The organism is Arthrobacter sp. H-02-3, from assembly GCF_003097355.1.
GTDB lineage: Bacteria > Actinomycetota > Actinomycetes > Actinomycetales > Micrococcaceae > Arthrobacter > Arthrobacter humicola.
Window position 1 is genome coordinate 131,450 of sequence record NZ_PYUI01000001.1, and the last position, 25,684, is coordinate 157,133.

Sequence of the window (25,684 nt, forward strand, 5' to 3'; positions counted from 1 at the left end):
CGTTCATGGCGAAGGATCGGCTGCGCGGGGGACCAAGAGAGTTACTTTACGACGATCGCCAGAACGTCGCGGGCGGAGAGTACGAGGTACTCCGTGCCGCCGGTCTTGACTTCGGTTCCGCCGTACTTGGAGTAGATAACGACGTCGCCGACGGCAACGTCAACGGGAACGCGGTTGCCGTTGTCGTCAAAGCGGCCGGGGCCTACTGCAACAACTTCGCCTTCCTGCGGCTTCTCCTGTGCGGAGTCCGGGATAACCAGGCCTGAAGCCGTGGTCTGCTCGGCTTCGAGCGGGCGGACAACAATACGATCCTCAAGAGGCTTAATAGAGACCGACAAGGACCTCTCCTATTCGTCAGCAAATTCGTGGACTATGAAGCGGTGATGCCATGGCGTACAGACCGTCGTCGCGGTGCCGGCAGCAGCCTGGCTGTGAAGCTTCAGGTGTTAGCACCCTCCTAGGGAGAGTGCTAATGACGACTCTATGTAAATGGTTAGCACTCGGTCAAGGCGAGTGCCAGAAATTCATCTCGGGTGAACAGCTCCCCCGCGCGGGACATGCCCATTCTTTGCTGCAGCCAGCGGACACTTCGGCATCATGCTCCCTGCCCGCGCCAAGCGAGGGGCATGTCCAACGGGTAGCGGGCACTCAGGAGGGCATGTCCACTGCATGCGGGCTGCCCGAGAGGACATGTCCAACGGATGAAGGCTGCTCAGTGGGAGATGCCCATTCTTTGCTGCAGCCAATGGACGCTTCGGCACCATGCTCCCGGTCCGCGCCAAGCGAGGGGCATGTCCATCCGGGCCTGCTGGGTTCATGGGGCCTGGCGCGTGCGCCTACTCGCCGGCGAGGTCCTCGAAGTCCACGTCTTCGCCTTCTTCGTCGTCGCGGTCACTGCCTTCGTCGTTCCGATGCCGGTACATCACCAGGGCTCCGCCGCCGGCCAGCAGGACACCGGCGATGAGGAAGATGATGCCACCGAGCCTGGCCGTGGCATAGGTGTCGCGGATGGCCCGGGCCTCGTCCGTGGCGTCCTGTACGTTCTTGCCGCCGACGGAATAGACCGTCGCGTTGAAGGAATCGAGGAAGAAGATGATCACCAGCAACGCGATGCACACGACGGCGATCACCGCTCCGGCGATGATCGCCGTCCGTGCGTAGCGGGCCAGTCCCTGGTGATGGCTATGGCGCACCCGCCCGCCGTCGTCCTGCACGCCGTCGTCCTGCCCGTCCACGTCCTGCCCAGCGTCGTCCTGCCCGTCCGTATTCTGACCGCCCGTGTTCTGCCCGGATGTTTCCTCTGACGTGCTGCCGCCTGTACCGCTGTCTTCCATGTCGTCAAGCCTAGTCCCCGCGGTCCGGTCGCAGCGTGCCCGCGGCGCTGAACTACGCTGGAAGGCATGACTGACGCACCGCAGGAACACATTGCCCCGATCCTCACGCCCGAGGGCTGGGAGCTGCTGGCGTCGCTGGGCCCGTACCGCGAGGACGAGGCCTTCCGCCTCACCGCGGCGCTGCGCAAGGCCGGCCACTCCCCCGAGCTGGTCTCGGCGGTGCTCACCCAGTCCCGGTTGCGGACCAAGGCCGAGGCCAAGTTCGGTGAGTTCGCCCGGCAGATGGTCTTCACCAAGGCCGGCCTGGAGCAGGCCACCCGGCTCACGGTGGCGGCCCGGCACGCGCAGCGGTTCGTCGAGGCCGGAATCAGCCATGTCGCGGACCTCGGCTGCGGGCTGGGAGCCGATGCCATGGCCCTGGCGTCCATGGATCTCGTGGTCACCGCGGTGGAAATGGACGAGACCACGGCCGCCTGCGCCACGATGAACCTGATCCCCTTCCGCAACGCCACCGTGGTCCACTCCGATGCCACCGCGGTTTCCCTTGAGGGGGTCGACGGCGTCTGGCTGGACCCTGCCCGGCGCACCACGTCCACTTCGGGAACCAAGCGGATCTGGGATCCGGAGGACTTTTCCCCGCCGCTGTCCTTCGTCGAGTCGCTGGCCGGCTCCGGGCGCGCCGTCGGCGTCAAGATGGGGCCGGGCATGCCGCATGATTCCGTGCCGGCGGACTGCGAAGCCCAGTGGGTCTCCGTCGGCGGGGACGTGACCGAGGTGGCGCTGTGGTTCAACGCGGTGCGGCGCCCCGGGGTCCGGCGTGCTGCCCTGGTGCTCGGGCCGCTCGGAGCCGCTGAACTCACCAGCGGCGAGGACTTCGGGGGCGGCCCGGCCGCGCCCGTGGGCCCGGTGGAGGGCTACCTGTACGAGCCCGACGGTGCGGTCATCCGCGCCGGACTCGTGGCCGACGTCGCCCTCCAGCTGGGCGGGCACCTCGTGGACGAGCACATCGCCTACATCTGCGCCCCGGAGTTGCGCGAGACCCCGTTTGCCAAGGCCTACAAGGTCCTGGACGTGATGCCGTTCAACGTCAAGGCGCTCAAGGCTTGGGTCAAGGACCAAGGGATCGGCGTCCTGGACATCAAGAAGCGCGGCACGGCCGTCACCCCGGAAGAGTTGCGCAAGCAGCTCCTGCCCGGCGGAAAACCGGCAGGGTCCAAGAGCAAGGGTAAGAAATCGGCCACCCTGGTCCTCACCAGGATCGGCGAGGACCGGGTGGCCATCTCGGTGGAGCCCGTCTAACTCGGGCTGCCGGGGCTACTGGGCCCGGGTGAACTCCTCGGCGGCCTTAACCTGCTCGTCGGTCGGCCGGATCCCGGTGTAGAGCACGAACTGCTCCAGCGCCTGGATCGTGGCCACCTCGGCTCCCGTGATCACGGTCTTGCCGGCCGCGCGGGCTGCCTTGATGAGCGGCGTCTCGGCCGGGAGGGCGACGACGTCGAACACCACCTTTGCTGCGTCGATGGCCTGCTGCGGGAAGGACAGCGCCTCCGCGTCGGGGCCCCCGGCCATGCCCACTGGGGTGACGTTGATGATCATGTCGGCCGTGCCCGTTCCGGACCTTGCGGAGCCCAGATCCGGGCTCCAGGCGAACCCGTACAGCTCGGCCAGGCCGCGTCCGGTGTCCTCGTTGCGGGCCACGACGGTCACGTCCTTGAAGCCGGCATCCCGCAGCGCGGCGACAGTGGCCTTGGCCATGCCACCGGAGCCCAGGACCAGCACCGAGTAGTCCGTCGGGACGGCATTGCGCTGCAGGAGCTGCTCGATTGCCGTGTAGTCGGTGTTGTAGGCGGTGAGCCGGCCGCCGTCGTTGACGATGGTGTTGACCGAATCGATGGCCTTCGCGGACGGGTCCATGACGTCCACCAAGGCGATCACGTCCTCTTTGTAGGGCATGGACACCGCGCAGCCGCGGATGCCGAGTCCTCGCACTCCGGCGATGGCCTGGGCAAGGTCAGTGGGTGCGAAGGCCTTGTAGATCCAGTTCAGGCCCAGCTGTTCGTACAGATGGTTGTGGAAGCGTGTCCCGTTGTTGCTCGGCCGGGCCGAGAGCGAGACGCACAGGGTCATGTCTTTGTTCAGAATGGGCACAGCTCCATTAAACGCCAGGAGCGGCCCGCTCCCCCGCAGCCCCGCCCGAGCCCGGGCCCGAACCTCAACGACGCCCCGCGCCGGAGCCTCCCCTGACCAGCGCCGTTTGTGAACACACTCACGCATCAGCGGTAACTTTGGCACCGTCCGGGCCCACCCCCTGCACTAGACTTGGACCACCCGTAGCCCTGCCAGCCGCCCGCCCGGCGCTGTGGCGGGAAATGGCACGCGACACCGCCGGTGCCGCGTGCAGGGGCACGTCCGAGGGTGTTTGCCAGCGCATTCCCGCCAGGACGACGGCCAGGACAGCAGAACAGTGAAGGGACCACATGAAGATCGAGTTCGCTTCATCCAGGCAGTCGACTCTTGGCGTGGAATGGGAGCTGGCCCTCGTCGACGCCGAGACCGGTGAACTGGCCTCCGTGGCGAACCAGGTGCTCCGCGGAGTCGCTGCCCGGCATCCCGAACTCAACGAGGACGACGAGCACCCGCACATCAAGCAGGAGCTGCTGCTGAATACCGTGGAACTCGTCACCGGAGTCTGCACCACCGTGGCGGAGGCGAAAGCCGACCTGAACAGTTCGTTGGCCGCGGTCCGCGAGGTCACCGACCCCATGGGCGTGGAGGTCTTCTGCGCCGGAAGTCATCCGTTCAGCCCGCCCCAGCTGCAGCCCGTGACTGATAAGGAACGCTACGCGAAGCTCATCGACCGGACGCAATGGTGGGGCCGGCAGATGGTCATCTACGGCGTCCACGTCCACGTCGGACTGGACAGCCGGGACAAGGTCCTTCCGGTGCTGGACGGCCTGGTCAACTACTTCCCGCATTTCCAGGCGCTTTCCGCCTCCAGCCCCTTTTGGGGCGGCGAAGACACCGGCTACGCCTCGCAACGCGCCCTCATGTTCCAGCAGCTGCCGACCGCGGGGCTGCCGTTCCAGTTCGCCCGCTGGGAGGACTATGAGGCCTACGTCCAGGACATGTTCACCACCGGAGTGATCGACACCCTGTCCGAGATCCGCTGGGACATCCGTCCCGTCCCGCATTTCGGCACGATCGAGATGCGCATTTGCGATGGCCTGGCCACCCTTGAGGAAGTCGGGGCCATCGCCGCCTTAACCCAGTGCCTGGTCGACGAATTCTCCACGACACTGGACAACGGCGGCACCATTCCCACGATGCCGCCGTGGCATGTCCAGGAAAACAAATGGCGCGCGGCCCGATACGGCCTGGACGCGATCATCATCCTCGACGCTGAGGGCAACGAGCAGCTCGTCACAGAGCACCTCCGCGAGACGCTCAAGCGGCTCGAACCCGTCGCGGCGAAACTGGGCTGCAGCGCCGAACTGGCCGACGTCGAGAAGATCATCCAGCGCGGCGCCGGCTACCAGCGCCAGCGCCGGGTGGCTGCCGAGCACGGCGGGGACCTGCGCGCCGTCGTGCTGGACCTCGTCAAGCAGATGCGGCAGGGTCCGGAAGCCTAGCTCCGGCGCGGGGCGTGGCGTCCACGGGAGCGGACAATCGCAGGCGACGCCGGCGCTAACGGCGCCCCAGCCGCACCAACGTCAGTCGGACGCCGCCTCAGGCGGAGACAGTGGTGACCGGCATCGAGGAGTCAGGGGCAAAACCGATCCCACTCGGCTCCACTCCGGCCATCACCAGCTGCGCCCCGAGGGCTGCGACCATGGCGCCGTTGTCCGTGCACAGCGAGAGCGGCGGCACCGTCAGCCGGATCCCGGCGGCGCTGCAGCGCTGTTCGGTGAGCTGGCGCAGCCGCGAGTTCGCTGCAACGCCTCCGCCGAGGAGGACCTCCGTGATGCCGTTTTCGCGGCAGGCGAGCACGGCCTTGGACGTGATCACATCCACCACGGCTTCCTGGAAGGCCGCGGCGATGTCCGCGACGGGAACTGTCTCGCCGCGGGCCTCGAACTGCTCCACGCAGCGGGCGACGGCGGTCTTGAGTCCGCTGAAGGACCAGTCGTACCGGTGCGGGCCGGGTTCCTCGGCGGTGCCCATGTACTTCGGCTGGGTGAGGCCGCGCGGGAACCGGATGGCTTTGGCGTTGCCGGTGCGCGCGAGCTTGTCGATGGCCGGGCCGCCGGGATAGCCCAGGCCCAGGAGCCGCGCCACTTTGTCATAGGCTTCGCCGGCAGCGTCATCGATCGTGGAGCCCAGCAGCTCGACGTCGTCGGTGATGCTCCGGATCCGCAGGATCTCGGTGTGGCCGCCGGAGACCAGGAGCGCGCCCATGTTGTCCGGGAGGGTTTCCGGCGGCGACCCGGCGGGCGGCGTCGACACCGACGTCGCAGTGCCGGTGCCCTGCTGGAGGAGCCCGACACCGACGTGCGCCACCAGGTGGTTGATGGCGTAGAGGGGTTTTCCGGTGGCGACGGCGAGCGCCTTGCCCGCGCAGACGCCCACCATGAGCGCTCCGGCCAGGCCGGGTCCGGAGGTGACGGCAATGGCGTCAATGTCCGCCAGCTGAACGTTCGCCTCCGCAAGCGCCTCCTGGAGGGTGGGGACGAAGGCGTCGAGGTGGGCGCGGGAGGCGATCTCGGGAATCACGCCGCCGAAGCGGACGTGTTCCTCCATGGAGGAGGACACGGTGTTAGTCAGCAATTCGGTCCCGCGGACAATGCCGACGCCGGTTTCGTCGCAGGAAGACTCGATGCCGAGCACGAGCGGCTGGGTGCGGTTCATGGTCGGCCTGCTTCCTTGGGCTGGGGGCTGAGTGGTTCGCGGGGCAGCTGGAGCCGCATGATCAGGGCGTCGACGCCGTCGCGGTAGTAGCGGGGACGGATGTGGATCTGTTCGAAGCCGAAGCGCCGGTAGAGCTGCTGGGCCCGGGGATTGTCCGCCCGGACCTCCAGCAGCACATCCTGGGCGCCGCGGACCCGGCTTTCCGCGATCAGCTCGGTAAGCAGGGCCGAGCCGATGCCCTTGCCCTCCTGTTCAGGCACGACGGCAATCGTCTGGACGTCCGAGATCGGTTCAATGCACATCAGCCCGGCATATCCCACGATCCGGCCGTGGAACTCCGCGACGAGGTAGCGGCGGGTATCCGTCTGCGCGAGCTCGTCGCGGAACATCTGCAGCGGCCACGCGTCCACCGGGAACAGCCGGCATTCGAGCTCGTGGACGGCGGGGATGTCCGCGGCGTCCATCTCCCGCAGCCTGACGCCGCCGGGCAGAGTGCGCGGTGTGGTGTGGTCAGCGTTCACAGGGCACGCTTCCGGGGTCCGGGCACCTGGGCATCGGACTCGCGGAGGTACAAGGGGGTGGAGTCCAGGAGATGCTCCCCCGCCGCGAGCCGCGCGAGCGCGAACTGGCCCAGCGAGAGGGCCTCGGGCTGCCGTGTGCTGAATTCGGCGACAGCCTTGACGACGTCGGAGTAAATTCCCGCTCCGGCGCCGTAGACGGGCAGATCCGGAAGATCCGCGGCGAATCCGACGTGCGGGCCGTCGGCAAGGTGTGGCAACTGGGCGTCAGAGAGCGTGTACCGGGCCCAGTACACTTCCTTGCGGCGCGCATCGGTGGCCACGATGAACTCCGCGGCCGAGTCGGTGGATTCGGCGACTTCCAAGGCGATCGCGTCCAGGCTCATGACGCCGTACAGCGGCTTGTCCCAGACAAAGGCGAGGGTGCGGGCGGTGACGATCCCGGAGCGCAGTCCCGTGAACGGTCCGGGACCCACGCCGGTGACGATTGCGTCGACGTCGTGGCCGCTGACGCCGGCCTCGGCCAGGAGGGCGTCGATTCCCGGGGCCAGGACTTCCGCGTGCGTGCGCGTATCTTCGGTGGCGAAGCTGGCCAGCACGGACTCCGGCGCGTCATCGGAGACCAGCGCGGCGCTCGCGACGGCCGAGGTGTCGATGGCGAGAATCAGCATCAGGAGTTCCGTTCCGGGGTCTGGGGCAGTGGGTCGGCGGGCGTCGCTTCGAAGCCCGGCAGCGCCGGGGGTTCTGCCCAGCGCGGGCCGAAGCCGCGGATCACGACGGTCCGGGGCTCGTCGTCGTCGTCCGTGTCGAAATCCAGCACGCCGGGTTCGACAGCGGGGTCGGCGGCGGTGCGGTCGGCGCCGGCTTCGGAGGGCACACCGGCGGCTGGGGCGCCTTGGGCTGGGGCGCTCGGGGCTGGGGCGCCTGGGGCGCCCGGTGCTCCTCCCCGGGTGCGGTGGAGTTCCACCTCTAGGCGGCTGTCGCTCAGGTGTTCGACCCGGTCGCGGCCCCACTCGACCACGGTCACGGCGCTGTCCATGGTGTTTTCAAGGTCGATGTCATCGATTTCGGCGGCTGATTCCAGCCGGTAGGCGTCCACGTGCACCAGGTCCGGACCGCCCGGCCGGGGTCCCTCGGGCAGGTTGGGGTGGATGCGCACCAGGACGAATGTCGGGGAAATGATGCCGGGCCGGACGCCCAGGCCCTCGCCCAGCCCCTGCGTGAAGGTGGTCTTCCCGGCGCCCAGTTCGCCGGTGAGGATGAGCAGGTCGCCGGTCTCCAGGTCGGCGCCGAGGGCCGCGGCGAGCGCGTGCGTCTCCGCTGCCGTCCGGACCTCAACGCTCCGTTCCCATGCGGGCCCGCTCACGGCCGCTCTTCGCCGGTCGAGGGCTCTTCGTTGATGTAGCGGCGCGGCACCCGCGGGCTGATCCGGGTGACGATCTCGTAGTTGTTGGTGCCGGCGGCCCGGGCCCAGTCGTCGGCCGTGGGTCCGCCGTCGGCGCCGTCGCCGAACAGCACCGCCTCGGCGCCGAGGATGCTCGGCCCTCCGGCTGTGACGTTGCGGGGTCCGAGGTCGATCACCATCTGGTCCATCGCGATGCGTCCCACCACGGGGTAGTTGACGCCTTCGACGCGGACCGGGCCTCCGGTCGCGATGCGCGGGACGCCGTCCGCGTAGCCCAGCGGGATGAGCCCGAGGGTGCTGACGCCGTCCGTGCGGTAGTTCAGTCCGTAGGAAACGCCCTGCCCGGCGGGCACGTCCTTGCAGTGCGACACCACCGTGCGGACCGTCATGGCCGGCCGCAGCCCGAGCTCGGCCGGGCTTTGTCCTTCGAAGGGCGACAGCCCGTACAGGCCCAGCCCCACGCGGACCAAGTCAAAGTGCGTGTCCGGCCGGGACAGGGTGGCGGGGGTGTTGGCCAGGTGGCGGACCTCCGGGTCCACGCCGGCGTCCTGGGCGACGGCGAGGATCTGGCGGAACGCGGCGAGTTGTTCGTCGGTTTCGGGCCGTTCGGGTTCGTCGGCGACGGCGAGGTGGGAGAAGATGCCCACGACCCGCAGCAGGCCCTGGTCCTGGTACTCCATGGCTTCACCCACCAGGCTGTCCCAGGCGTCGAGGGTCGCGCCGTTGCGGCCGAGCCCGGTGTCGACCTTCAGGTGGATGCGGGCCGGCCTTTCCTGCTCCCGGGCGGCGGCCACGATCCGGTCGAGTTCCCAGCCCGAGCAGCCGATGTCGATGCCGGCGGCCACGGCGGCGGCGAAGTTGCTGTCCGGTGTGTGCAGCCAGGCCAGCAGCGGCGCCTCGATGCCGGCGGCGCGGAGGGCCAGGGCCTCGGAGATGTGGGCGGTGCCCAGCCAGCTGGCTCCTGCACCGAGAGCCGCCCGGGCCACCTGGACCGCGCCGTGCCCGTAGGCGTCGGCTTTGACCACGGCCATGATCTTCGCCGGTGAGGCCACCGCCGCGAGGTGGCGGACGTTGTGCCGGATGGCGTCGAGGTCGATTACTGCGGAGCGTTCCTCCGCGCGGGCCGGCACTGCCGCCGATTCGGGCAGGAGATCGCCTGTTGCTGCTTGGTAAGTCACTTAACGATTCTAGGGGCGCCGCCGCGGGCCGGATAATCCGCGGGGCCACGCCCACCGCTGGACATGTCCTCCCGTCCCACGGGACATGCCCATTCTTCGCGCCCAGGACCGGGCACAACGGGTATATGTCCACGCTCTGGCCTCAGAGAAGGACATGTCCGGTGGCCAACGAGAACCTACCGGACACTGCCCGTGGGACATGCCCGTTCCTCGCACCCACGACCGGGCACAACGGGTATATGTCCATGCCACGGCCTCAGAGGAGGACATGTCCGGTGGCCAACGAGAACCTACCGGACACTGCCCACGGGACATGCCCATTCTTCGCACCCAGGACCGGGCACACCGGGTCTAGGTCCACGCTCTGGCCTCAGCGAGGGACATGTCCGGTAGCCAAGGCGAACCTGCCGGACACTGCCCGTGGGACATGCCCGTTCTTCGCACCCAGGACCGGGCACAACGGGTATATGTCCATGCCTCGGCCTCAGAGAAGGACATGTCCGGTGCCAGCAACCGCCCGCCCCGGCACCTCCCGCAGCACCTACGCGTCGGACAGGTGCGCGATGGTCGCCGTCGCCCGCCGCTGCGCCTCGGGCGGAACATCCCGCACGATCTCTTCCAGGAAGCGGTAGCGGCGCAGCCATTGACTGGCCTGCCGTTCCTTCCGGGCGTTGGCCCGCTGCCACCAGTCGGCAATGTCCCCCCAGCCGGGTGCCGCCAGCGAGCCGCCAACCTCCTGAACGGCCAGAGCCGCACAGAGATTCGCAAACCGCAGCCGGTCCCCGAGCGGCCAGCCGGCCAGGCAGCCGACGATGAAGGCGGCCCCGAAACAATCCCCCGCGCCTGTGGGATCGTAGGCGGACACCGGCAGCGACGGCACCCACTCCTCTTCGCCCGTCTCGGAGTCCACGGCCATGGCTCCCTGGGGTCCAAGGGTCACGACGGCGACCGGCACCCGGTCGGCCAGCGCGTAGAGGGCCGCCCACGGGTTGTCGTGGCCAGTGAAAGCCATCGCCTCGTGCTGGTTCGGCATGAAAGCGTGGAAGTACTGCAGGTTGTCCAGCCGGGTGGAGGACCAGACACCGGACGGATCCCAGCCGACGTCGCCGAACAGCCGGACGCCGTTCTTATGCGCATCGACGGCCCAGGGCTCGAGTTCCTCCCCCAGCTCCGCCACGGCCGCGAGCGCCGGCGGCGGACAGCCGATCAGCTCGGTGGCGGAGACGGGCGCCGGGTGGCCGTGCGTCACCATCGACCTGTCCTTCTCCACGCTCAGGGATACCGTGACGGGCGAATGCCAGCCCGGCACCCGCCGGGACAGGGACAGGTCCACATGTTCCTGCCCGGCCAGGATCTTCCAGTTATAGTCGCCGTAGCCGTCGTCGCCGAACGCGGCGGCCAGCCCGGTCCGCAATCCCAGCCGGGCCGCGGCGATCGCCTGATTCGCGACACCGCCGGGGCAGCTGCCCATCCCGTCGCTCCAGATTTCCGTTCCCGGCTGGGGTGCGTGCGGCAGCCCGGTGAAGATGATGTCCTGGAATACGGTGCCGGTCAGGAGCAGGTCGAACCCGTCCGCGGCCGAGCTGCGGACGGCAGACAGCGGGTCAAAGCGCCGCGTCGAGTTCGCGTCCATATACGGCACACTACGCCGTACCGCAGCCGAGCGAAACCGCCGCCAGCAGCGGCCCGACGGCGACATGTCCGGACCGCCAGCAGCGGCCCGACGGCGCCATGTCCAGCACCTCAGTGGCGCCCCCGGCCCGCGCCACACCCGCCGGCACTGGCCCACACCGGCCGCGCCGGGACGTGCGAAGAATAGCGCGGAGAATAGACTGTCCGCATGCGGCTCACGATCGCCGGCGGGGGCGGGTTCCGCGTCCCCCTGGTCTACCGGGCGCTCTCTGCCGGCCCCTTTGCGGGGCTGGTGCGGGAGCTGGTGCTTTACGACGTCGACGCCGGCCGGCTGGCCGCCATCGAAGCGGTTCTGGCCTCCCTTGCACAGCAGGGTCCGTCCGGTTCCGGGCCGCAGGTCCGTACCGCATCGTCGCTCGCCGGAGCCCTCGACGGCGCCGACATGGTCTTCGCCGCGATTCGGCCAGGCGGCACGGCCGGGCGGACTGCCGATGAGCGGATCGCCCTGGACCTGGGCATCCTGGGCCAGGAAACCACCGGTGCGGGCGGCATTTCCTATGCCCTGCGGTCCATTCCGCCCATGCTGAAGCTCGCGGAGGAAATGCGGAACCGCTGCCCCGGGGCCTGGCTGCTGAACTTCACCAATCCCGCCGGCATGGTCACCGAGGCCCTGGTCCCGGTACTCGGGCACAGGGTGATCGGGATTTGCGATTCCGCCGGCGGCCTGGTGCACCGCGCCGCCCGGGCTGCCGGAGTCACGCTGTCCGAGGGCAGGCTCGACGGCGTGGGCTACTACGGCCTGAACCACCTCGGCTGGCTGTGCCGGCTGGAGTCGGGGGGCCGCGATGTGCTCCCGGAACTCCTGGCGAACCCGGCCGCGCTGGCGGAGTTCGAAGAGGGTCGGCTGTTCGCGCCCGGGCTTCTTGGGGGCCTTGGCTGCCTGCCGAATGAGTACCTCTTCTACTACTACGACACCGAACGCGCAGTGGCCGGCATGCGCGGCGCGGCCCTGACCCGGGGGGAATCAATCGCCCGGCAGCAGGCCGAGCTCTACCCCCGTCTCGCAGCCGCCGGGCCCGGGGCCTTTGCGCTCTGGGAGGCCGCCCGCCGGTCACGCGAAGAGGGCTATCTCGCGGAATCCCGCACCGGGGGCGAACGCCGTGACGAGACCGACCTCGCCGGCGGCGGCTACGAGCGGGTGGCCCTGGCGGCCATGCGCGCCTTGTCCGGGGGCGGCGAGGCCCAGCTGATCCTCAACACGGTCAACACCCTCCAGGCCGACACCGCAGTCAACACTGTCGCTGGGCCGGCCCCGGACAGCCCCGCCGCCGGCCGCGCGGCCGGGTCCGCAGTGCCGGCCGTGCCGGGGCTGCCGGCGGACGCCGTCGTCGAGGTTCCCTGCACGGTGACCCCCGACGGCGCTGTACCGGTTCCGCAGGATCTTCCGGGACCGGAGCAGCTGGCGTTGATGCGGCGGGTCAAGGACGTCGAACGGCTCGTGGTGGAGGCGACGACGACCGGCCGCCGGGAGTCAGCCCTCGCCGCGTTCGCCAGCCATCCGCTCGTGGATTCGGAGGTCCTCGCCGGCAAACTGCTCGCCGCGTACGAGGCCGCCTTCCCGGAGCTGGGCCGCCTGTGGCACCGCGGGCCGTGACGGCCGCACCGTAAGTGAAGACCCGCTGGCAGCCCGGCAGCCGGGCACGACCGTTCAGCCCGGTTTCTACGGCCAGCCCGCCTAGAGCTTCCGATACATCACGTGGAGTCCCACATAGCCCAGTTTCGGGTGGTTGAAGGCCTCGGGAATGGTGGCGAGCACCTCGAAGCCCATGGACTTCCAGGCGGCGACGGCCCGGACATTGCTTTCCACGACCGCGTTGAACTGCATTGCCCGGAAGCCGGCGTCGCGTGCGGCGCCGAGCGAGTAGGCGCAGAGGGCCCGGGCCAGTCCGCGGCCGGCAGAGCCGGGATGGACCATGTAGCCCGCGTTGGCCACATGGCTGCCGCCGCCGCCCTGGTTGGGGTGCAGTTCGCCGGTGCCCAGGATGGCGCTGGTGTCGGAGGCGACCGCGACGAACGTCTGCCCCGGCGCCTGCTTGAACCAGCGCCCGCGGGCTTCGTCCTCGGTGGTGTCCCGGTCCCAGGTGAAGGTCTCCCCGGCCCGGATGACGGGCTCCAGGATCGCCCAGATGCCCGGCCAGTCCTCCGGTCGGGCCTCCCGGATTGTCCAGCTGCCTGCAGCATCGTGTTCTGTGGTTGCGCTCACAGCCGCCACGTTAGCAGGAGGCCGTGACTTGGGGACCGGGCAGTGAACCGGACGGTGAACGGAACCCGGAACCGTCCCCTGACCGGGCCCGCGAAAGGAGCTGTGAAACCGGGCCGCAAAACGAGCTGTGAACCCGCCGCCACTTCAGGAGTAATGTTTTATCGACATGCATTTGGCAGAGAGAAATCTGTAGAGGAAAGGGGAACCGTGTCGCTGATCCGCCGCGTCGCTTTCCTTTCCCTGCACACCTCACCCATGGAGCAGCCCGGCTCGGGTGATGCCGGTGGCATGAACGTGTACGTCCGGGCGCTGGCCGCGGCCCTTGCCGAGACCGGCGTGGAGGTGGAGATCTTCACGCGGTCCACCGCAGCCGGGCAACCCGCCGTCGAACATCCCTCCCCCGGCGTCTGCGTCCACAACGTCCTGGCCGGGCCGCCGCGGAAGCTGCCCAAGGAGGAACTCCCGGAACTGCTGCACAGCATGGTCGCCGAGATCGACCGCATCCGGCACCTGCAGCCGCACGGCCGGTACGACGTCGTCCATTCCCACTACTGGGTCTCCGGTGTGGCCGGTCTCGAGCTCGCGGAATTGTGGCGGCTCCCCCTCGTCCACACCATGCACACCATGGCCAAGGTCAAGAACCAGCTCCTCGAGTCCGGCGAACAGCCAGAACCGCGACGGCGGGAGGACGGCGAGCAGCAGATTGTCGACGGCGCCGCCCGGCTGATCGCCAATACCGGCACCGAAGCCGCGGAGCTGGTCTCGCACTACAACGCGGACATCGACCGCATCGACGTCGCGCCGCCGGGCGTAGACCTGGCCGTCTTCACGCCGGCGTTCCGGAACCGCGACAGGGCCGGGCATGGCGTGGCCCCGGGCAAATTCCATCTCCTGTTCGCGGGACGAATCCAGCGGCTCAAAGGGCCGCAGGTCCTGATCAAGGCGGCCGCCCTCCTGCGGTCCCGGCGCCCCGACATCGACCTGCAGCTGACCATCCTGGGGGCCGTCAGCGGCGCGAAGGACTTCAATCTCAAAGCGCTGATCAGCGCCGCCGGAATGGACGACGTCGCCACCCACCACCCGCCGGTCAACGCACCGGAGCTGGCCGGCTGGTACCGGTCTGCCGACGTCGTGGTGATGCCTTCCTACAGCGAATCCTTCGGCCTGGTGGCGCTGGAGGCGCAGGCCTGCGGGACACCGGTGCTTGCCACGAAAGTGGGCGGCCTGTCCCGCGCCGTGCAGGACGGGCGCACGGGGATGCTGGTCGAGGGCCACAAAGCCAGCGACTGGGCGGATGCCCTTGAAGCTCTCTATGACGACCCGCAGACGCGCACCGACATGGGGCGCGCCGCCGCGATCCATGCGCAGGATTTCGGCTGGCAGCGCACCGCCGCGATTACGCTGGAGAGCTACCACACCGCAGTGAGCCAGTATTTTGGTACCCTGACCATCCCGGTGGGCCACACACCCTGAACCGGACCCCTCCGCCGAACCCGGGCCGGCAACACCGGGCCGGGACACCCGCCGACGCCACGAGCCGAAGGACAACGATGTCTGAGACCACCACTGCCGGGAACAACGTGCCCAGCGATCTGGAAATTGCCCAGCGGGCCGTCATGAAGCCCATCGGGGAGATCGCGGCGGCTGCCGGAATCAACCCCGAGGCCCTGGAGCTCTATGGACCCTATAAGGCCAAGATCGACCCTTCGAAGCTAAACGTCGCAGCGGGCGCTGCCCCTGGAACCGCTGGAACTCAGTTGCGTACCCCCGCACGTACCCCTGGAAAAGTCGTGCTCGTCTCGGCGATGTCCCCCACCCCGGCCGGCGAGGGCAAATCCACCACCACCGTCGGGCTCGCCGATTCCCTGGCCCGGGCCGGGCACAAAGTGATGATCGCCCTGCGCGAACCCTCGCTCGGGCCCATCCTTGGCATGAAAGGCGGCGCCACGGGCGGCGGCTACTCCCAGGTGCTGCCGATGGACCAGATCAACCTGCATTTCACGGGTGACTTCCACGCCATCACCTCGGCCAACAACGCCCTCATGGCCCTCGTGGATAACCACATCTTCCAGGGCAACGAACTCAACATCGACCCGCGGCGGATGACGTTCAAGCGGGTCCTGGACATGAACGACCGCTCCCTGCGCGAAGTGGTGATCGGCCTCGGCGGGCCGGCCCAGGGCATCCCGCGGCAGGACGGCTTTGACATCACGGTGGCCTCGGAGATCATGGCGGTGTTCTGCCTGGCCACGGACCTCAACGATCTGCGCGAGCGGCTGGGCCGGATCACCTTCGGGTACACCTACGACCGCCAGCCCGTCACCGTGGCCGATCTCGGTGTCCAAGGCGCCCTGACCATGCTGCTCAAGGACGCGATCAAGCCCAACCTCGTGCAGACCATCGCCGGCACACCGGCACTCGTGCACGGCGGACCCTTCGCCAACATCGCCCACGGCTGCAACTCCCTGATCGCCACCCAGACGGCCCGCAGCCTGGCGGACATCGTGGTCACCGAGGCCGGTTTCGGCGCGGACCTCGGTGCCGAGAAGTACATGGACATCAAGGCACGGATGGCCGACGTCGCCCCGTCCGCCGTCGTCCTCGTGGCGACCGTCCGGGCGCTCAAGATGCACGGCGGCGTGGCGAAGGACCGGCTCAAGGAGCCCAACGTGGAGGCGCTGGCCGCCGGCGTCGCCAATCTCCAGCGCCACATCCGCAACGTGGAGAAGTTCGGCATCGTGCCGGTCGTGGCGGTCAACAAATTCGCCACGGACACCGCCGAGGAGCTGGACTGGCTGATCGAGTGGTGCGCCGCGGAGGGCGTCCAGGCCGCGGTGGCCGATGTCTGGGGCCGTGGCGGAGGCGGCGACGGCGGGGATGAGCTCGCGGCGAAGGTGGCGGCCGCGCTGGACGCCCCGCACGCCTTCCGGCACCTGTACCCGCTGGACATGTCCGTCGAGGACAAGATCCGGACCATCGTGCAGGAGGTTTACGGGGCCGACGGCGTTGACTTCTCGGTGCCGGCGCTCAAACGGCTGGCCGAGATCGAGAAGAACGGCTGGTCCGGGATGCCCGTGTGCATGGCCAAGACGCAGTACTCCTTCACCGACGACGCCACCCGGCTCGGCGCCCCCAAAGGCTTCACCGTCCACGTCCGGGACCTCATCCCCAAGACCGGTGCCGGCTTCATCGTGGCCCTCACCGGCGCGGTGATGACCATGCCGGGCCTGCCCAAGGTCCCGGCAGCGATGCGGATGGACGTCGACGACGCCGGCAACCCCGTCGGCCTCTTCTAACCCACCCCTCATCCGCCCGTTAAACGCCTGTTGCCCTATCACTTATGGCTGCTAAACCGGGGTTTTAAGGGCCATAAGTGATAGGGCAACGGGGGAAGGGGAGGTGCGGGAGGGGTTAGCGCTCCAGGTCGCCGCGGATGAAGGCCTCGACCTTTTCACGGGCGAGGTCATCGTTGAACTGCTCCGGCGGGGACTTCATGAAGTAGCTCGACGCCGAGACCAGCGGGCCGCCGATGCCGCGGTCCAGGCCGATCTTGGCGGCGCGGATGGCGTCGATGATCACGCCGGCGGAGTTGGGCGAGTCCCAGACTTCGAGCTTGTATTCCAGGGACACCGGGGCGTCACCGAAGTTGCGGCCCTCGAGGCGGACGAAAGCCCACTTGCGGTCATCGAGCCACTGGACGTAGTCCGACGGGCCGATGTGGACGTCCTTGGCGGCGAGCTCAGCCTCGACATTGGAGGTGACGGCCTGGGTCTTGGAGATCTTCTTGGACTCGAGGCGGTCGCGCTCCAGCATGTTCTTGAAGTCCATGTTGCCGCCGACGTTCAGCTGGTACGTGCGGTCCAGCGTGACGCCGCGGTCCTCGAACAGTTTGGCCATGACGCGGTGCGTGATGGTGGCGCCGATCTGGCTCTTGATGTCATCGCCCACGATCGGCACGCCGGCGGCAGTGAACTTGTCCGCCCACTCCTTGGTGCCTGCAATGAACACGGGCAGGGCGTTGACGAACGCCACGCCGGCGTCGATGGCGCACTGGGCGTAGAATTCGGCGGCCTGCTGGGAGCCGACCGGGAGGTAGCAGACCATGACGTCAACTTTGGCGTCCTTGAGGGCCTGGACGACGTCGACCGGCTCCTCCGGGGACTGCTCGATGGTCTCGAGGTAATACTTGCCGAGGCCGTCCAGGGTCGGGCCGCGCTGGACGGTGACACCGGTCGGCGGGACGTCGGCGATCTTGATGGTGTTGTTTTCGCTGGCCAGGATGGCGGCGGACAGGTCCTGGCCGACCTTCTTGCCGTCGACGTCGAATGCGGCGACGAACTCCACGTCGCCCACGTGGTACTGGCCGAACTGCACGTGCATGAGGCCGGGAACTGTGGCCTTGGGGTCGGCGTCCTTGTAGTACTGGACGCCCTGGACCAGCGAAGTGGCGCAGTTACCTACGCCGACGATTGCAACACGAATCGGATGTGAAGACACGGAACTCCTTTGAGGAAAGGGTGACCGGCGCGGCCGCACTCTGTTGTACTGCATCAGTTGTGCGGGCGGCAGGCGGACACGGCGCCGTAAGGCGCCCTTAGTAGTCTAATCAACACCGCCGGGACCGCGGTTGTTCCCGCGGCCTCGGCGGAGCTGACTGGTCCGCTTGATTAAGTGACGGGCCGTGCTACTTCTGGGCCCACAGGTTGATGTCGGATTCGACGGCGAACTCATCGATCGCGTCCAGCTCATCGGCCGTGAACTCCAGGTTGTTGATCGCGGCCAGGGTGTCCTCGAGCTGCCGGACGCTGGACGCGCCAACGAGTGCGGACGTGACGGACGATCCGTTGCCCTGTTCCCGCAGGATCCAGGCGATGGCCATCTGCGCGAGTGTCTGCCCGCGGCCCTCGGCGATCCTGTTGAGGCCGCGCACGCGGTCCAGCTTGTCCGTGGTGATCATGGATTCGTCCAGGGACTTGTCCTGGGCGGCACGGGAGTCGGCCGGGATGCCCGTGAGGTAGCGGTCGGTGAGCATGCCCTGGGCCAGCGGCGAGAACGCGATGGATCCGGCGCCCACCTGCTCCAGCGCCTCGAAGAGGTTGGGGCTGCCGTTCTCGGTCCAGCGGTTCAGCATGGAGTAGCTGGGCTGGTGGATCAGCAGCGGCGTGCCGAGCTCCTTCAGGATCCGGGCTGCCTCTAGGGTCTGTTCCGGGGTGTAGGAGGAAATGCCGGCGTAGAGCGCCCTGCCGGAGCGCACGGCCTGGTCCAGGGCGCCCATGGTCTCCTCCATCGGCGTCTCCGGGTCCGGGCGGTGGCTGTAGAAAATGTCCACGTAGTCCAGGCCCATCCGGCCCAGCGACTGGTCCAGGCTGGCCAGCAGGTACTTGCGGGAGCCGAAGTTGCCGTAGGGGCCGGGCCACATGTCGTAGCCGGCCTTGCTCGAGATGATCAGTTCGTCCCGGTACGGGGCGAAATCGTCCTTGAAGTGCCGGCCGAAGTTGGTCTCGGCGCTGCCATAGGGCGGCCCGTAGTTGTTGGCGAGGTCGAAGTGGGTGACGCCGAGATCGAAGGCGCGGCGCAGGATGGCGCGCTGGATCTCGAACGGCTTGTCATCGCCGAAGTTGTGCCACAAGCCCAGGGAGATGGCCGGAAGTTTCAGGCCGCTGCGCCCCACGCGGCGGTAAGGCATGGAGTCGTAGCGGGTATCAGCTGCCAAATAAGTCATACGTCATATCCTGCCCTAGTTTGTAAGGATCGCGGCGCTGTGGCCGGGGAGGTGGAGGCGTCCGGCGGCCGGCTCCCCGCCCGTAGTGGGGTCGGTACCCGGATCCAGCCGCACGCCGTCGTCGGTGGCCAAGGCGATGGCGCCCCCGCTGACCGGGACGCGCCGCGCCTCGCCGGAGAAGTTCATCGCCACCTCGGTGCCGCCGCGCCGGAACAGCAGCCAGCCCTCTTCCTCGCTGACTTCGGTGACGGTGTCCTGGAACCCGGGCTCCGTCAGGTCCGGCGTCGTGCGGCGCAGCGCGATCAGCGCCCGGTACAGCTCCAGGAGCCGGGCATGGTCCCCCTCGGAGGCCTCGGCCCAGTTGAGCTTGGACCGGGTGAAGGTTTCCGGATCCTGCGGATCGGGCACGACGGCGGGGTCCCACCCCATGCGCTCGAACTCCCTGATCCGGCCTTCGGCCGTCGCCTTGCCCAGTTCCGGTTCCGGGTGGGAGGTGAAGAACTGCCACGGGGTGCTGGCCCCGTATTCCTCGCCCATGAAGAGCATGGGCGTGAAAGGCGACGTCAAGGTGGCGACGGCGGCGAGCGCGAGCTGCCCGTAGCCCAGGGTCTGGGACAGCCGGTCCCCGGTGGCCCGGTTCCCGATCTGGTCGTGGTTCTGGCTGCACACCACCAGCGCAGCGGGGTGGACCAGGGCCGGGTTGATGGGCCGTCCGTGGTGCCGGCCGCGGAAGCTGGAGAAACTGCCGTCGTGGAAGAACCCGCGTTCCAGGACCTTGGCGAGCGCGCCCAGCGAGTCGAAGTCCTCGTAGTAGCCAATGGTTTCGCCGCTGACGTTGACGTGGACGGCGTGGTGGAAGTCGTCGCTCCACTGCCCGGCCAGCCCGTAGCCGTTGACGTCCCGCGGATAGAGCAGGCGCGGGTTGTTCAGGTCCGATTCCGCGATCATGGTGGCCGGGCGGCCCGTCTCCGCCGAGACGGCGTCCGCGAGGGCGCCGAAGTCCTCCAGGAGGTGCACGGCGCGCTCGTCCTTGAAGGCGTGCACGGCGTCCAGCCGCAGGCCGTCCACATGGTAGTCGCGCAGCCACATGGCGGCGTTGTCCAGGATGTAGCGGCGCACCTCGTCGGACTCCGGGCCGTCCAGGTTGACGGAGTCGCCCCACGTGTTGCCCTCCCCCGACTTCAGGTAGGGCCCGAACCGCGGGAGGTAGTTTCCGCTGGGTCCGAGGTGGTTGTAGACCACGTCCTGGATAACGCCAAGGCCGGCGGCGTGGGCGGCGTCCACGAAGCGCTGGTACGCCGCGGGTCCGCCGTAGCCTTCGTGCACGGCGTACCACTGGACGCCGTCATAGCCCCAGTTGTGGGTGCCGTTGAACCCGTTGACCGGCAGGAGTTCCACGAAGTCGATGCCCAGCTCCGCCAGGTACTGCAGCCTTCCTGCCGCGGCGTCCAGCGTTCCTTCCGGGGTGAAGGTGCCCACGTGGAGTTCGTAGATGACGGAGCCCTTGAGCTCCCGTCCCGCCCACTGGCCGTCCGCCCATTGGTGATGGCCGGCGTCAAACGTTCGCGACAGTGCGTGCACGCCCGCCGGCTGGCGGCGGGAGCGCGGGTCCGGCAGCGGAATGGAGTCCCCGTCCAGTAGGTACCCGTAGTCCACGTCCCCGGAGGCGGGCGCCCCGGGGACGGTCCACCACCCGTCACCGGCAGTGCCGCCGCCGCTGTCAGTGCCGCCGCCGGGCCGCCGGGTCATGGGGTACTCCCGACCATCGGCAAGCAGCGTCACCGTGCCCGCTTCCGGCGCCCAGAGGTCGAAGCGCGCGCTTCCGTGTGCAGGCAAGGTCATCGTCATGCTCCGTTCCGCTGTCCGGGGAATCAGCTTTTCGGGAAGATCGTTTTCAGGAATACCGTCGCAGGAATACGTCAGGACGCCGGCACCAGCAGAGCTACAGGGTAGTCCCGCAGGATCTCCCCCACCGCTACGGGGCCCGGGCCGAAGGTCCTGCCGGTCAGTTCGTCGGTCATGGCGGCGGCGAACCGGACGGACGTGTCCTGCCATCCGCCTCGCTGCTCAAGTCCGCGGGGCAGCCGGGTGGCAAGCGTGAGGGCACCCGGGGTTGAGGCGGTTCCGCGGTCAAAGGCGAGCAGGTGCGCTGCTGCGGCGCCGGTGGCCGTGACCGGCACGTACCCGGTGAACAGCTCCGGCCGGTCCCGCCGCAGGCGCAGGGCCCGGGAGGTGACGAGGAGTTTCGCCGCGTCGTCCAGGAACGACGCCGGCCGGTCACCGGCGTCGAGGGCGGCGAGGGCACGCCGGCGCTCACCGAAATCGAACGGCCGCCGGTTGTCCGGATCCGTCAGCGACCGGTCCCAAAACTCGGTGCCCTGGTAGACGTCCGGCACCCCGGGCATGGTGAGCTGGACGAGTTTGGCGCCCAGCGAATTGACGGCACCGTACGGCGCCAGCAGCGCCACGAGGGACTCCAGCTCAGCCGTCACCTCCGGGGTGTCGAACGCGGCGTCGACGGCGGCGGCCAGCTTCGCTTCGAACGCCTCGTCCGGATCGATCCAGTTGGTCGAGTTCCCGGCTTCGCGGGCGGCTTTTTGCGCGTAGGACTGCAAACGGTCGCGGTCCGCGGGCCATACCCCTGCGACGGCCTGCCACAGCAGGTTGGCCAGGGGCCCGTCCGGCAGGGGCGCCAGCTTCTGCAGCCGCTTCAGGGAGTCCCGCCACTCTGGCGCCAGTTCCGCCAGGACCGAGATCCGGGCGCGGGTATCCTCGCTGCGCTTGGTGTCGTGGGTGCTGAGCGTCGTCATGGACAGCGGGAGCTCGGCCTGGCGGCGGGCCATCCGGGTGTGGAACTCCTCCGGGGCAACGGCGAATTCCGTGGGGTCGGCGCCCACTTCGGTCAGGGTTCCCAGCCGGGTGTAGCGGAAGAACGCTGTGTCTTCCACTCCCTTGGCCATGACCATGCCGGAGGTCTGCTGGAAGCGGAGGCCGAGCTCGGCGTCGGGTTCAGGGCCGGCCTCCAGCAGCAGCGGAAGGAGGATTCCGACGGCGTCCCCGAGGTCCGGGCGGCGCCGGACAGCCAGCTCGCAGGCGTCCCGGAGCACGTCGGCCCCTTCGGGCAGGTAGCTGCGGTAGACAGGGAACGCCGCGATGATCTCGGACAGAGCATCCGCCGCGGCATCCTGGGCCAGCCCTGCAGCAGCCGGAACCAGCCGCGCCAGCCGGAGCATTTCCGAGTGCAGGATCCCGTCGGTGATCCTGCGCTTGGTGCCGCGGATCATGTCGTCGTAGTCGGCAGCCTGCCCGCTGCGCAGTTCGGCGTCGAGCGCGTCGAGCACCCCCTGGCCGGCGGGGTCGACGAACACCCGGTCCACGTCCGCGAGGGCGTCGTAACCGGTGGTGCCCTCGCACTCGAAGCCGGCCGGCAGCACCTCGCCCGGTTCCAGGATCTTCTCGATCAGGAGGTAGCTGCCGTCAGTGGCCTTGCGCAGCCGGTGCAGGTAGCCTTCCGGGTCGGCGAGGCCGTCCGGGTGGTCGATCCGCAGCCCGTCAACGAGTCCCTCCCGGACCCAGCGCACAACTTCAGCGTGGGCTTCATCGAAGACCTCGGGGAGCTCCACCCGGATCCCGGCCAGACTGTTGACGGCAAAGAACCTGCGGTAGTTCAAGTCCTTGTCCGCCCGGCGCCAGCCGATCAGCTCGTAGTGCTGCCGGTCGTGGACCTCCCGGGGGTCATCGGCAGTGGAGTCACCTGCGGTAAACGTGCCCTCGGCGAGCGGGAAGCGGTGGTCGTAGTAGCGCAGTTCACCGTCACGGATCTCCAGCGCGTCCACGTCCGAGTCCTCCCCAAGCACGGGGATCCGGACCCGGCCGCCGCCAAAGTCCCAGTCGACGTCGAACGCCTGGGCGTAGCGGGACTGCTGCCCTTCCTTCAGGAGGGACCACCACCACGGGTTTTGGGCCGGGGTCGCGACGCCGACATGGTTGGGCACGATGTCCACGAGCACGCCCATGCCGGCTTCCCGGGCCGCTGCGGAGGCCGCCAGCAGGCCGGCCGCGCCGCCCCGATCCGGATCGATGGCGGAAGGATCCGTGACGTCGTAGCCGTGGTCCGAACCTTTTTCGGCCGTCAGGATCGGCGAAAGATAAATCCAGTCCACGCCCAGGGACTTCAGGTATGGAACGGTCAGCGCGGCGTCCTGCAGGGTAAAGCCGGGACGGATCTGGAGCCGGTACGTCGAGACGGGCGTCCTCATGAGGCAGGGCCCTTCCTGGACCGCGGCTTCTTGGCGGGGGCCGCCTTGGGGTTCGCGGCCGCCTTGGACGAGCCGCGTTTGGCCGGAGCCGCCTTGGCCGGTGCGGGATCGGCCGGAGCGGGATCCTGCTCGGGCGCCGGGTCCGGCTCAGGCGTCGGATCAGCCTGCGAGGCCTCAGGCTCGGGCGCGACCACGACCTCCTCGGCCGGAGCCTCGGGAGCAGCAGGCGCCGCCGGAACCTCCGGAGCCGGAACCTGGGCAGCAGCGGGTGCAGCCGGAGCCGCTTCCGCGGGGGCCTCGGCCCGGGCGGCCAGGGATGCCGCGGCGGAGTAGTCCACCTCAACTTCCGGGCCCGAGTAGGCGCGCAGGACCACGAGGGACTTCGCCGCCAGCTTCAGGGCGGACCCGGCCTTGAGCGGCTGGTCCGTGTCTGCCTGGTCGGCGGTGTCCACCACGACGTCCCAGAACGGCGAGTACTCCTCGGCCGGGAGCAGGAAGTCGACGTGGTCGTCATGGGCGTTGAACGCCAGAAGGAAACTGTCATCGGTGATCCGGCGTCCGCGGGAGTCCTGCTCCTGGATGCCGTGGCCGTTGTAGAACACACCGATGGTCCGGCCGAAGCCGCTGTCCCAGTCCTCCGGCAGCATTTCCTTGCCGTCGGTGTTGAGCCAGACAATATCCGGCAGCTTCTCGCCCTCGCCGCGGCGGACGGGGCGGCCGTCGAAGAAGCGGCTGCGCCGGAAGATCGGGTGGTCGCGGCGGATCTTGTTGACCACGGCGGTGAACTCCACTAGCGGCTGGTCCATGTCATCCCAGTGCACCCAGCTCAGTTCCGAGTCCTGGCAGTAGGTGTTGTTGTTGCCCTGCTGGGTGCGGCCCAGCTCGTCGCCGTGCAGGATCATCGGAACGCCCTGCGACAGCAGGAGGGTCGCAATGAAGTTCCGCTGCTGGCGGGCGCGCAAGGTCAGTACGGCGTCGTCCTCGGTCTCGCCTTCCGCGCCGCAGTTCCAGGAGCGGTTGTGCGATTCGCCGTCGTTGTTGCCTTCACCGTTGGCGTCGTTGCGCTTCTCGTTGTAGGACACGAGGTCACGCATGGTGAACCCGTCGTGGGCGGTGACGAAGTTGATGGAAGCCACCGGGCGCCGGGCAGAGCTCTCGTAGAGGTCGGCCGAACCGGTCAGCCGCGAGGCGAACTCGCCGAGCGTGGCCGGTTCCCCGCGCCAGAAGTCACGGACGGTGTCGCGATATTTGCCGTTCCATTCGGTCCACTGCGGCGGGAAGTTGCCCACCTGGTAGCCACCGGGCCCCACGTCCCACGGTTCGGCGATCAGTTTGACCTGGGAAACGATCGGATCCTGCTGGATCAGTTCGAAGAAGGTGGAGAGCTTGTCGACGTCGTAGAACTCGCGGGCCAGGGTGGACGCGAGGTCGAAGCGGAACCCGTCCACGTGCATTTCCGTGACCCAGTAGCGCAGGGAGTCCATGAGCAGCTGCAGGGAGTGCGGGTGCCGGACGTTGAGCGAGTTTCCGGTGCCGGTGTAGTCCATGTAGTGCTTCAGGTCGCCGTCCACCAGCCGGTAGTAGGCGGCGTTGTCGATGCCCTTGAAGGACAGCGTGGGGCCGAGGTGGTTGCCTTCTGCCGTGTGGTTGTAGACCACATCCAGGATCACCTCGATGCCGGCCTTGTGCAGGTCCCGGACCATCGCCTTGAACTCCTGGACCTGATGTCCGACGTCGCCGGAGGAGCTGTAGGTGTTCTGCGGGGCGAAGAAACCAATGGTGTTGTAGCCCCAGTAGTTGGTGAGGCCCTTCTCCACGAGGGTGCCGTCATTGACGAACTGGTGCACGGGCATGAGCTCGACCGCAGTGATCCCGAGCTTCTTGAGGTGCTCGATCACGGCGGGATGGGACACGCCGGCATAGGTGCCGCGCTGCTCCTCCGGGACCTCCGGATGCAGCTCGGTCAGGCCCTTGACGTGGGCTTCGTAGATGACCGATTCGTGGTACGGGATGCGCAGCTGGCGGTCTCCGTCCCAGTCAAAGAACGGGTTGATGACGACACCGTGCATGGTGTGCGGAGCCGAATCGGTGTCATTGCGGGACATGGGGTCACCGAAGTTATAGGAAAAGAGCGCCGGGTCCCAGTCGATCTGGCCCTGGATGGCCTTGGCGTACGGGTCCATCAGCAGCTTGCTGGGGTTGAACCGGTTGCCTTTGTCAGGATCGTATTCTCCGTACACCCGGTAGCCGTACTTCTGTCCGGGCTGGACTTGCGGCAGGTAGCAGTGCCACACGTAGCCGTCCACTTCGGTCAGTTCGATCCGGGTTTCGCTCAGGTCGTCAGCCAGGAGGCACAGTTCCACGCGCTCGGCGCGCTCGCTGAAAAGGGCAAAGTTGGTGCCAGTGCCGTCAAAAGTGGCTCCCAGCGGGTAAGCCGTTCCGGGCCAGACTTCCATGTGTACTCCTCGTGCGTGACGAATATTCTCTAGACAGACTACTTGTAAGTAGGATTAGTATTTGTCCGGGCG

The 25,684-nt window shown here is 68.3% G+C and carries 20 protein-coding genes; 5 read left to right on the top strand and 15 right to left on the bottom strand.

Annotated features, from left to right (window positions below):
- Positions 1 to 41 precede the first annotated feature (41 nt).
- Together groES and C9424_RS00620 are read right to left on the bottom strand one after the other, a co-directional pair.
- On the bottom strand, positions 42 to 338 hold the full coding sequence (groES, locus tag C9424_RS00615) for a co-chaperone GroES (RefSeq protein WP_028275747.1): 297 nt from the start codon (positions 336 to 338) through the stop codon (positions 42 to 44).
- A gap of 498 nt (positions 339 to 836) precedes the next feature.
- The gene (locus C9424_RS00620; RefSeq protein ID WP_337189799.1) at positions 837 to 1,334 is read right to left on the bottom strand and encodes a hypothetical protein; all 498 of its coding nucleotides are present in this window, start codon (positions 1,332 to 1,334) and stop codon (positions 837 to 839) included.
- Between the two features lie 66 nt (positions 1,335 to 1,400).
- Here C9424_RS00620 and C9424_RS00625 point away from each other — a divergent pair, with 66 nt between their 5' ends.
- Positions 1,401 to 2,633 carry a class I SAM-dependent methyltransferase gene (locus C9424_RS00625; protein WP_116765051.1) on the top strand — a complete coding sequence of 411 codons (1,233 nt, stop codon included), beginning with the start codon at positions 1,401 to 1,403 and terminating at the stop codon, positions 2,631 to 2,633.
- A gap of 15 nt (positions 2,634 to 2,648) precedes the next feature.
- Here the strand turns inward: C9424_RS00625 and C9424_RS00630 are convergent, their stop codons facing one another.
- Positions 2,649 to 3,482, bottom strand: coding sequence for a shikimate 5-dehydrogenase (locus C9424_RS00630; RefSeq protein WP_272914132.1), 834 nt, complete (start codon positions 3,480 to 3,482; stop codon positions 2,649 to 2,651).
- Between the two features lie 329 nt (positions 3,483 to 3,811).
- Between C9424_RS00630 and C9424_RS00635 the strand changes: the two genes are divergently transcribed.
- Complete coding sequence (locus tag C9424_RS00635; RefSeq protein WP_116765052.1) at positions 3,812 to 4,963, top strand: glutamate--cysteine ligase; 1,152 nt, start codon at positions 3,812 to 3,814, stop codon at positions 4,961 to 4,963.
- 97 nt (positions 4,964 to 5,060) lie between these two features.
- Here the strand turns inward: C9424_RS00635 and tsaD are convergent, their stop codons facing one another.
- The 6 genes from tsaD to C9424_RS00665 form a co-directional block, all read right to left on the bottom strand.
- On the bottom strand, positions 5,061 to 6,179 hold the full coding sequence (gene tsaD, locus C9424_RS00640; protein WP_116765053.1) for a tRNA (adenosine(37)-N6)-threonylcarbamoyltransferase complex transferase subunit TsaD: 1,119 nt from the start codon (positions 6,177 to 6,179) through the stop codon (positions 5,061 to 5,063).
- Entirely contained in the window at positions 6,176 to 6,643 is a 468-nt protein-coding gene (rimI, locus tag C9424_RS00645; RefSeq protein ID WP_116765330.1) for a ribosomal protein S18-alanine N-acetyltransferase, read from the bottom strand. The genes tsaD and rimI overlap by 4 nt, the downstream gene beginning before the upstream one ends.
- Positions 6,644 to 6,696: 53 nt before the next feature.
- Positions 6,697 to 7,368 (bottom strand): tRNA (adenosine(37)-N6)-threonylcarbamoyltransferase complex dimerization subunit type 1 TsaB, encoded by a 672-nt coding sequence (gene tsaB / locus C9424_RS00650; protein WP_116765054.1) that lies wholly within the window; start codon positions 7,366 to 7,368, stop codon positions 6,697 to 6,699.
- On the bottom strand, positions 7,368 to 8,063 hold the full coding sequence (gene tsaE, locus C9424_RS00655; protein ID WP_116765055.1) for a tRNA (adenosine(37)-N6)-threonylcarbamoyltransferase complex ATPase subunit type 1 TsaE: 696 nt from the start codon (positions 8,061 to 8,063) through the stop codon (positions 7,368 to 7,370). The genes tsaB and tsaE overlap by 1 nt, the downstream gene beginning before the upstream one ends.
- Positions 8,060 to 9,280 (bottom strand): alanine racemase, encoded by a 1,221-nt coding sequence (gene alr, locus C9424_RS00660; protein WP_116765056.1) that lies wholly within the window; start codon positions 9,278 to 9,280, stop codon positions 8,060 to 8,062. The genes tsaE and alr overlap by 4 nt, the downstream gene beginning before the upstream one ends.
- A 541-nt stretch (positions 9,281 to 9,821) precedes the next feature.
- The gene (locus C9424_RS00665) at positions 9,822 to 10,913 is read right to left on the bottom strand and encodes a carbohydrate kinase family protein (RefSeq protein ID WP_116765057.1); all 1,092 of its coding nucleotides are present in this window, start codon (positions 10,911 to 10,913) and stop codon (positions 9,822 to 9,824) included.
- A 207-nt stretch (positions 10,914 to 11,120) separates the two neighbouring features.
- Here C9424_RS00665 and C9424_RS00670 point away from each other — a divergent pair, with 207 nt between their 5' ends.
- Entirely contained in the window at positions 11,121 to 12,566 is a 1,446-nt protein-coding gene (locus C9424_RS00670; RefSeq protein ID WP_116765058.1) for a family 4 glycosyl hydrolase, read from the top strand.
- Positions 12,567 to 12,647: 81 nt separating this feature from the next.
- On the opposite strand, the gene C9424_RS00675 is transcribed toward C9424_RS00670, so the two are convergent.
- Positions 12,648 to 13,175: a GNAT family N-acetyltransferase gene (locus C9424_RS00675; protein ID WP_116765059.1), complete on the bottom strand. Its 528-nt coding sequence runs from the start codon at positions 13,173 to 13,175 to the stop codon at positions 12,648 to 12,650.
- 207 nt (positions 13,176 to 13,382) lie between these two features.
- Here C9424_RS00675 and mshA point away from each other — a divergent pair, with 207 nt between their 5' ends.
- A complete protein-coding gene (gene mshA / locus C9424_RS00680) occupies positions 13,383 to 14,648 on the top strand; it encodes a D-inositol-3-phosphate glycosyltransferase (protein WP_116765060.1) in 1,266 nt (421 codons plus the stop codon).
- Between the two features lie 77 nt (positions 14,649 to 14,725).
- A complete protein-coding gene (locus C9424_RS00685) occupies positions 14,726 to 16,471 on the top strand; it encodes a formate--tetrahydrofolate ligase (protein ID WP_116765061.1) in 1,746 nt (581 codons plus the stop codon).
- 115 nt (positions 16,472 to 16,586) lie between these two features.
- Here C9424_RS00685 and C9424_RS00690 read toward each other — a convergent pair whose 3' ends face one another.
- The 5 genes from C9424_RS00690 to glgX form a co-directional block, all read right to left on the bottom strand.
- The gene (locus tag C9424_RS00690; RefSeq protein WP_116765062.1) at positions 16,587 to 17,672 is read right to left on the bottom strand and encodes an inositol-3-phosphate synthase; all 1,086 of its coding nucleotides are present in this window, start codon (positions 17,670 to 17,672) and stop codon (positions 16,587 to 16,589) included.
- 187 nt (positions 17,673 to 17,859) lie between these two features.
- On the bottom strand, positions 17,860 to 18,897 hold the full coding sequence (mgrA, locus tag C9424_RS00695; protein WP_116765063.1) for an L-glyceraldehyde 3-phosphate reductase: 1,038 nt from the start codon (positions 18,895 to 18,897) through the stop codon (positions 17,860 to 17,862).
- Between the two features lie 15 nt (positions 18,898 to 18,912).
- Positions 18,913 to 20,739 (bottom strand): malto-oligosyltrehalose trehalohydrolase, encoded by a 1,827-nt coding sequence (gene treZ / locus C9424_RS00700; RefSeq protein WP_116765331.1) that lies wholly within the window; start codon positions 20,737 to 20,739, stop codon positions 18,913 to 18,915.
- 77 nt (positions 20,740 to 20,816) lie between these two features.
- A complete protein-coding gene (treY, locus tag C9424_RS00705) occupies positions 20,817 to 23,156 on the bottom strand; it encodes a malto-oligosyltrehalose synthase (protein ID WP_116765064.1) in 2,340 nt (779 codons plus the stop codon).
- Complete coding sequence (gene glgX, locus C9424_RS00710; RefSeq protein WP_237563228.1) at positions 23,153 to 25,612, bottom strand: glycogen debranching protein GlgX; 2,460 nt, start codon at positions 25,610 to 25,612, stop codon at positions 23,153 to 23,155. Before glgX ends, treY begins: the two co-directional genes overlap by 4 nt.
- Positions 25,613 to 25,684 lie beyond the last annotated feature (72 nt).

Excerpts from the sequence above, each read along its gene's own strand:
- C9424_RS00625 (WP_116765051.1), top strand. The coding sequence starts at position 1,401 with ATGACTGACGCACCGCAGGAACACATTGCCCCGATCCTCACGCCCGAG.
- rimI (WP_116765330.1), bottom strand. The coding sequence starts at position 6,643 with ATGGACGCCGCGGACATCCCCGCCGTCCACGAGCTCGAATGCCGGCTG.
- C9424_RS00620 (WP_337189799.1), bottom strand. The coding sequence starts at position 1,334 with ATGGAAGACAGCGGTACAGGCGGCAGCACGTCAGAGGAAACATCCGGG.
- treZ (WP_116765331.1), bottom strand. The coding sequence starts at position 20,739 with ATGACCTTGCCTGCACACGGAAGCGCGCGCTTCGACCTCTGGGCGCCG.
- mgrA (WP_116765063.1), bottom strand. The coding sequence starts at position 18,897 with ATGACTTATTTGGCAGCTGATACCCGCTACGACTCCATGCCTTACCGC.
- tsaD (WP_116765053.1), bottom strand. The coding sequence starts at position 6,179 with ATGAACCGCACCCAGCCGCTCGTGCTCGGCATCGAGTCTTCCTGCGAC.
- treY (WP_116765064.1), bottom strand. The coding sequence starts at position 23,156 with ATGAGGACGCCCGTCTCGACGTACCGGCTCCAGATCCGTCCCGGCTTT.
- C9424_RS00665 (WP_116765057.1), bottom strand. The coding sequence starts at position 10,913 with ATGGACGCGAACTCGACGCGGCGCTTTGACCCGCTGTCTGCCGTCCGC.
- glgX (WP_237563228.1), bottom strand. The coding sequence starts at position 25,612 with ATGGAAGTCTGGCCCGGAACGGCTTACCCGCTGGGAGCCACTTTTGAC.
- tsaB (WP_116765054.1), bottom strand. The coding sequence starts at position 7,368 with ATGCTGATTCTCGCCATCGACACCTCGGCCGTCGCGAGCGCCGCGCTG.
- C9424_RS00670 (WP_116765058.1), top strand. The coding sequence starts at position 11,121 with ATGCGGCTCACGATCGCCGGCGGGGGCGGGTTCCGCGTCCCCCTGGTC.
- C9424_RS00635 (WP_116765052.1), top strand. The coding sequence starts at position 3,812 with ATGAAGATCGAGTTCGCTTCATCCAGGCAGTCGACTCTTGGCGTGGAA.
- C9424_RS00685 (WP_116765061.1), top strand. The coding sequence starts at position 14,726 with ATGTCTGAGACCACCACTGCCGGGAACAACGTGCCCAGCGATCTGGAA.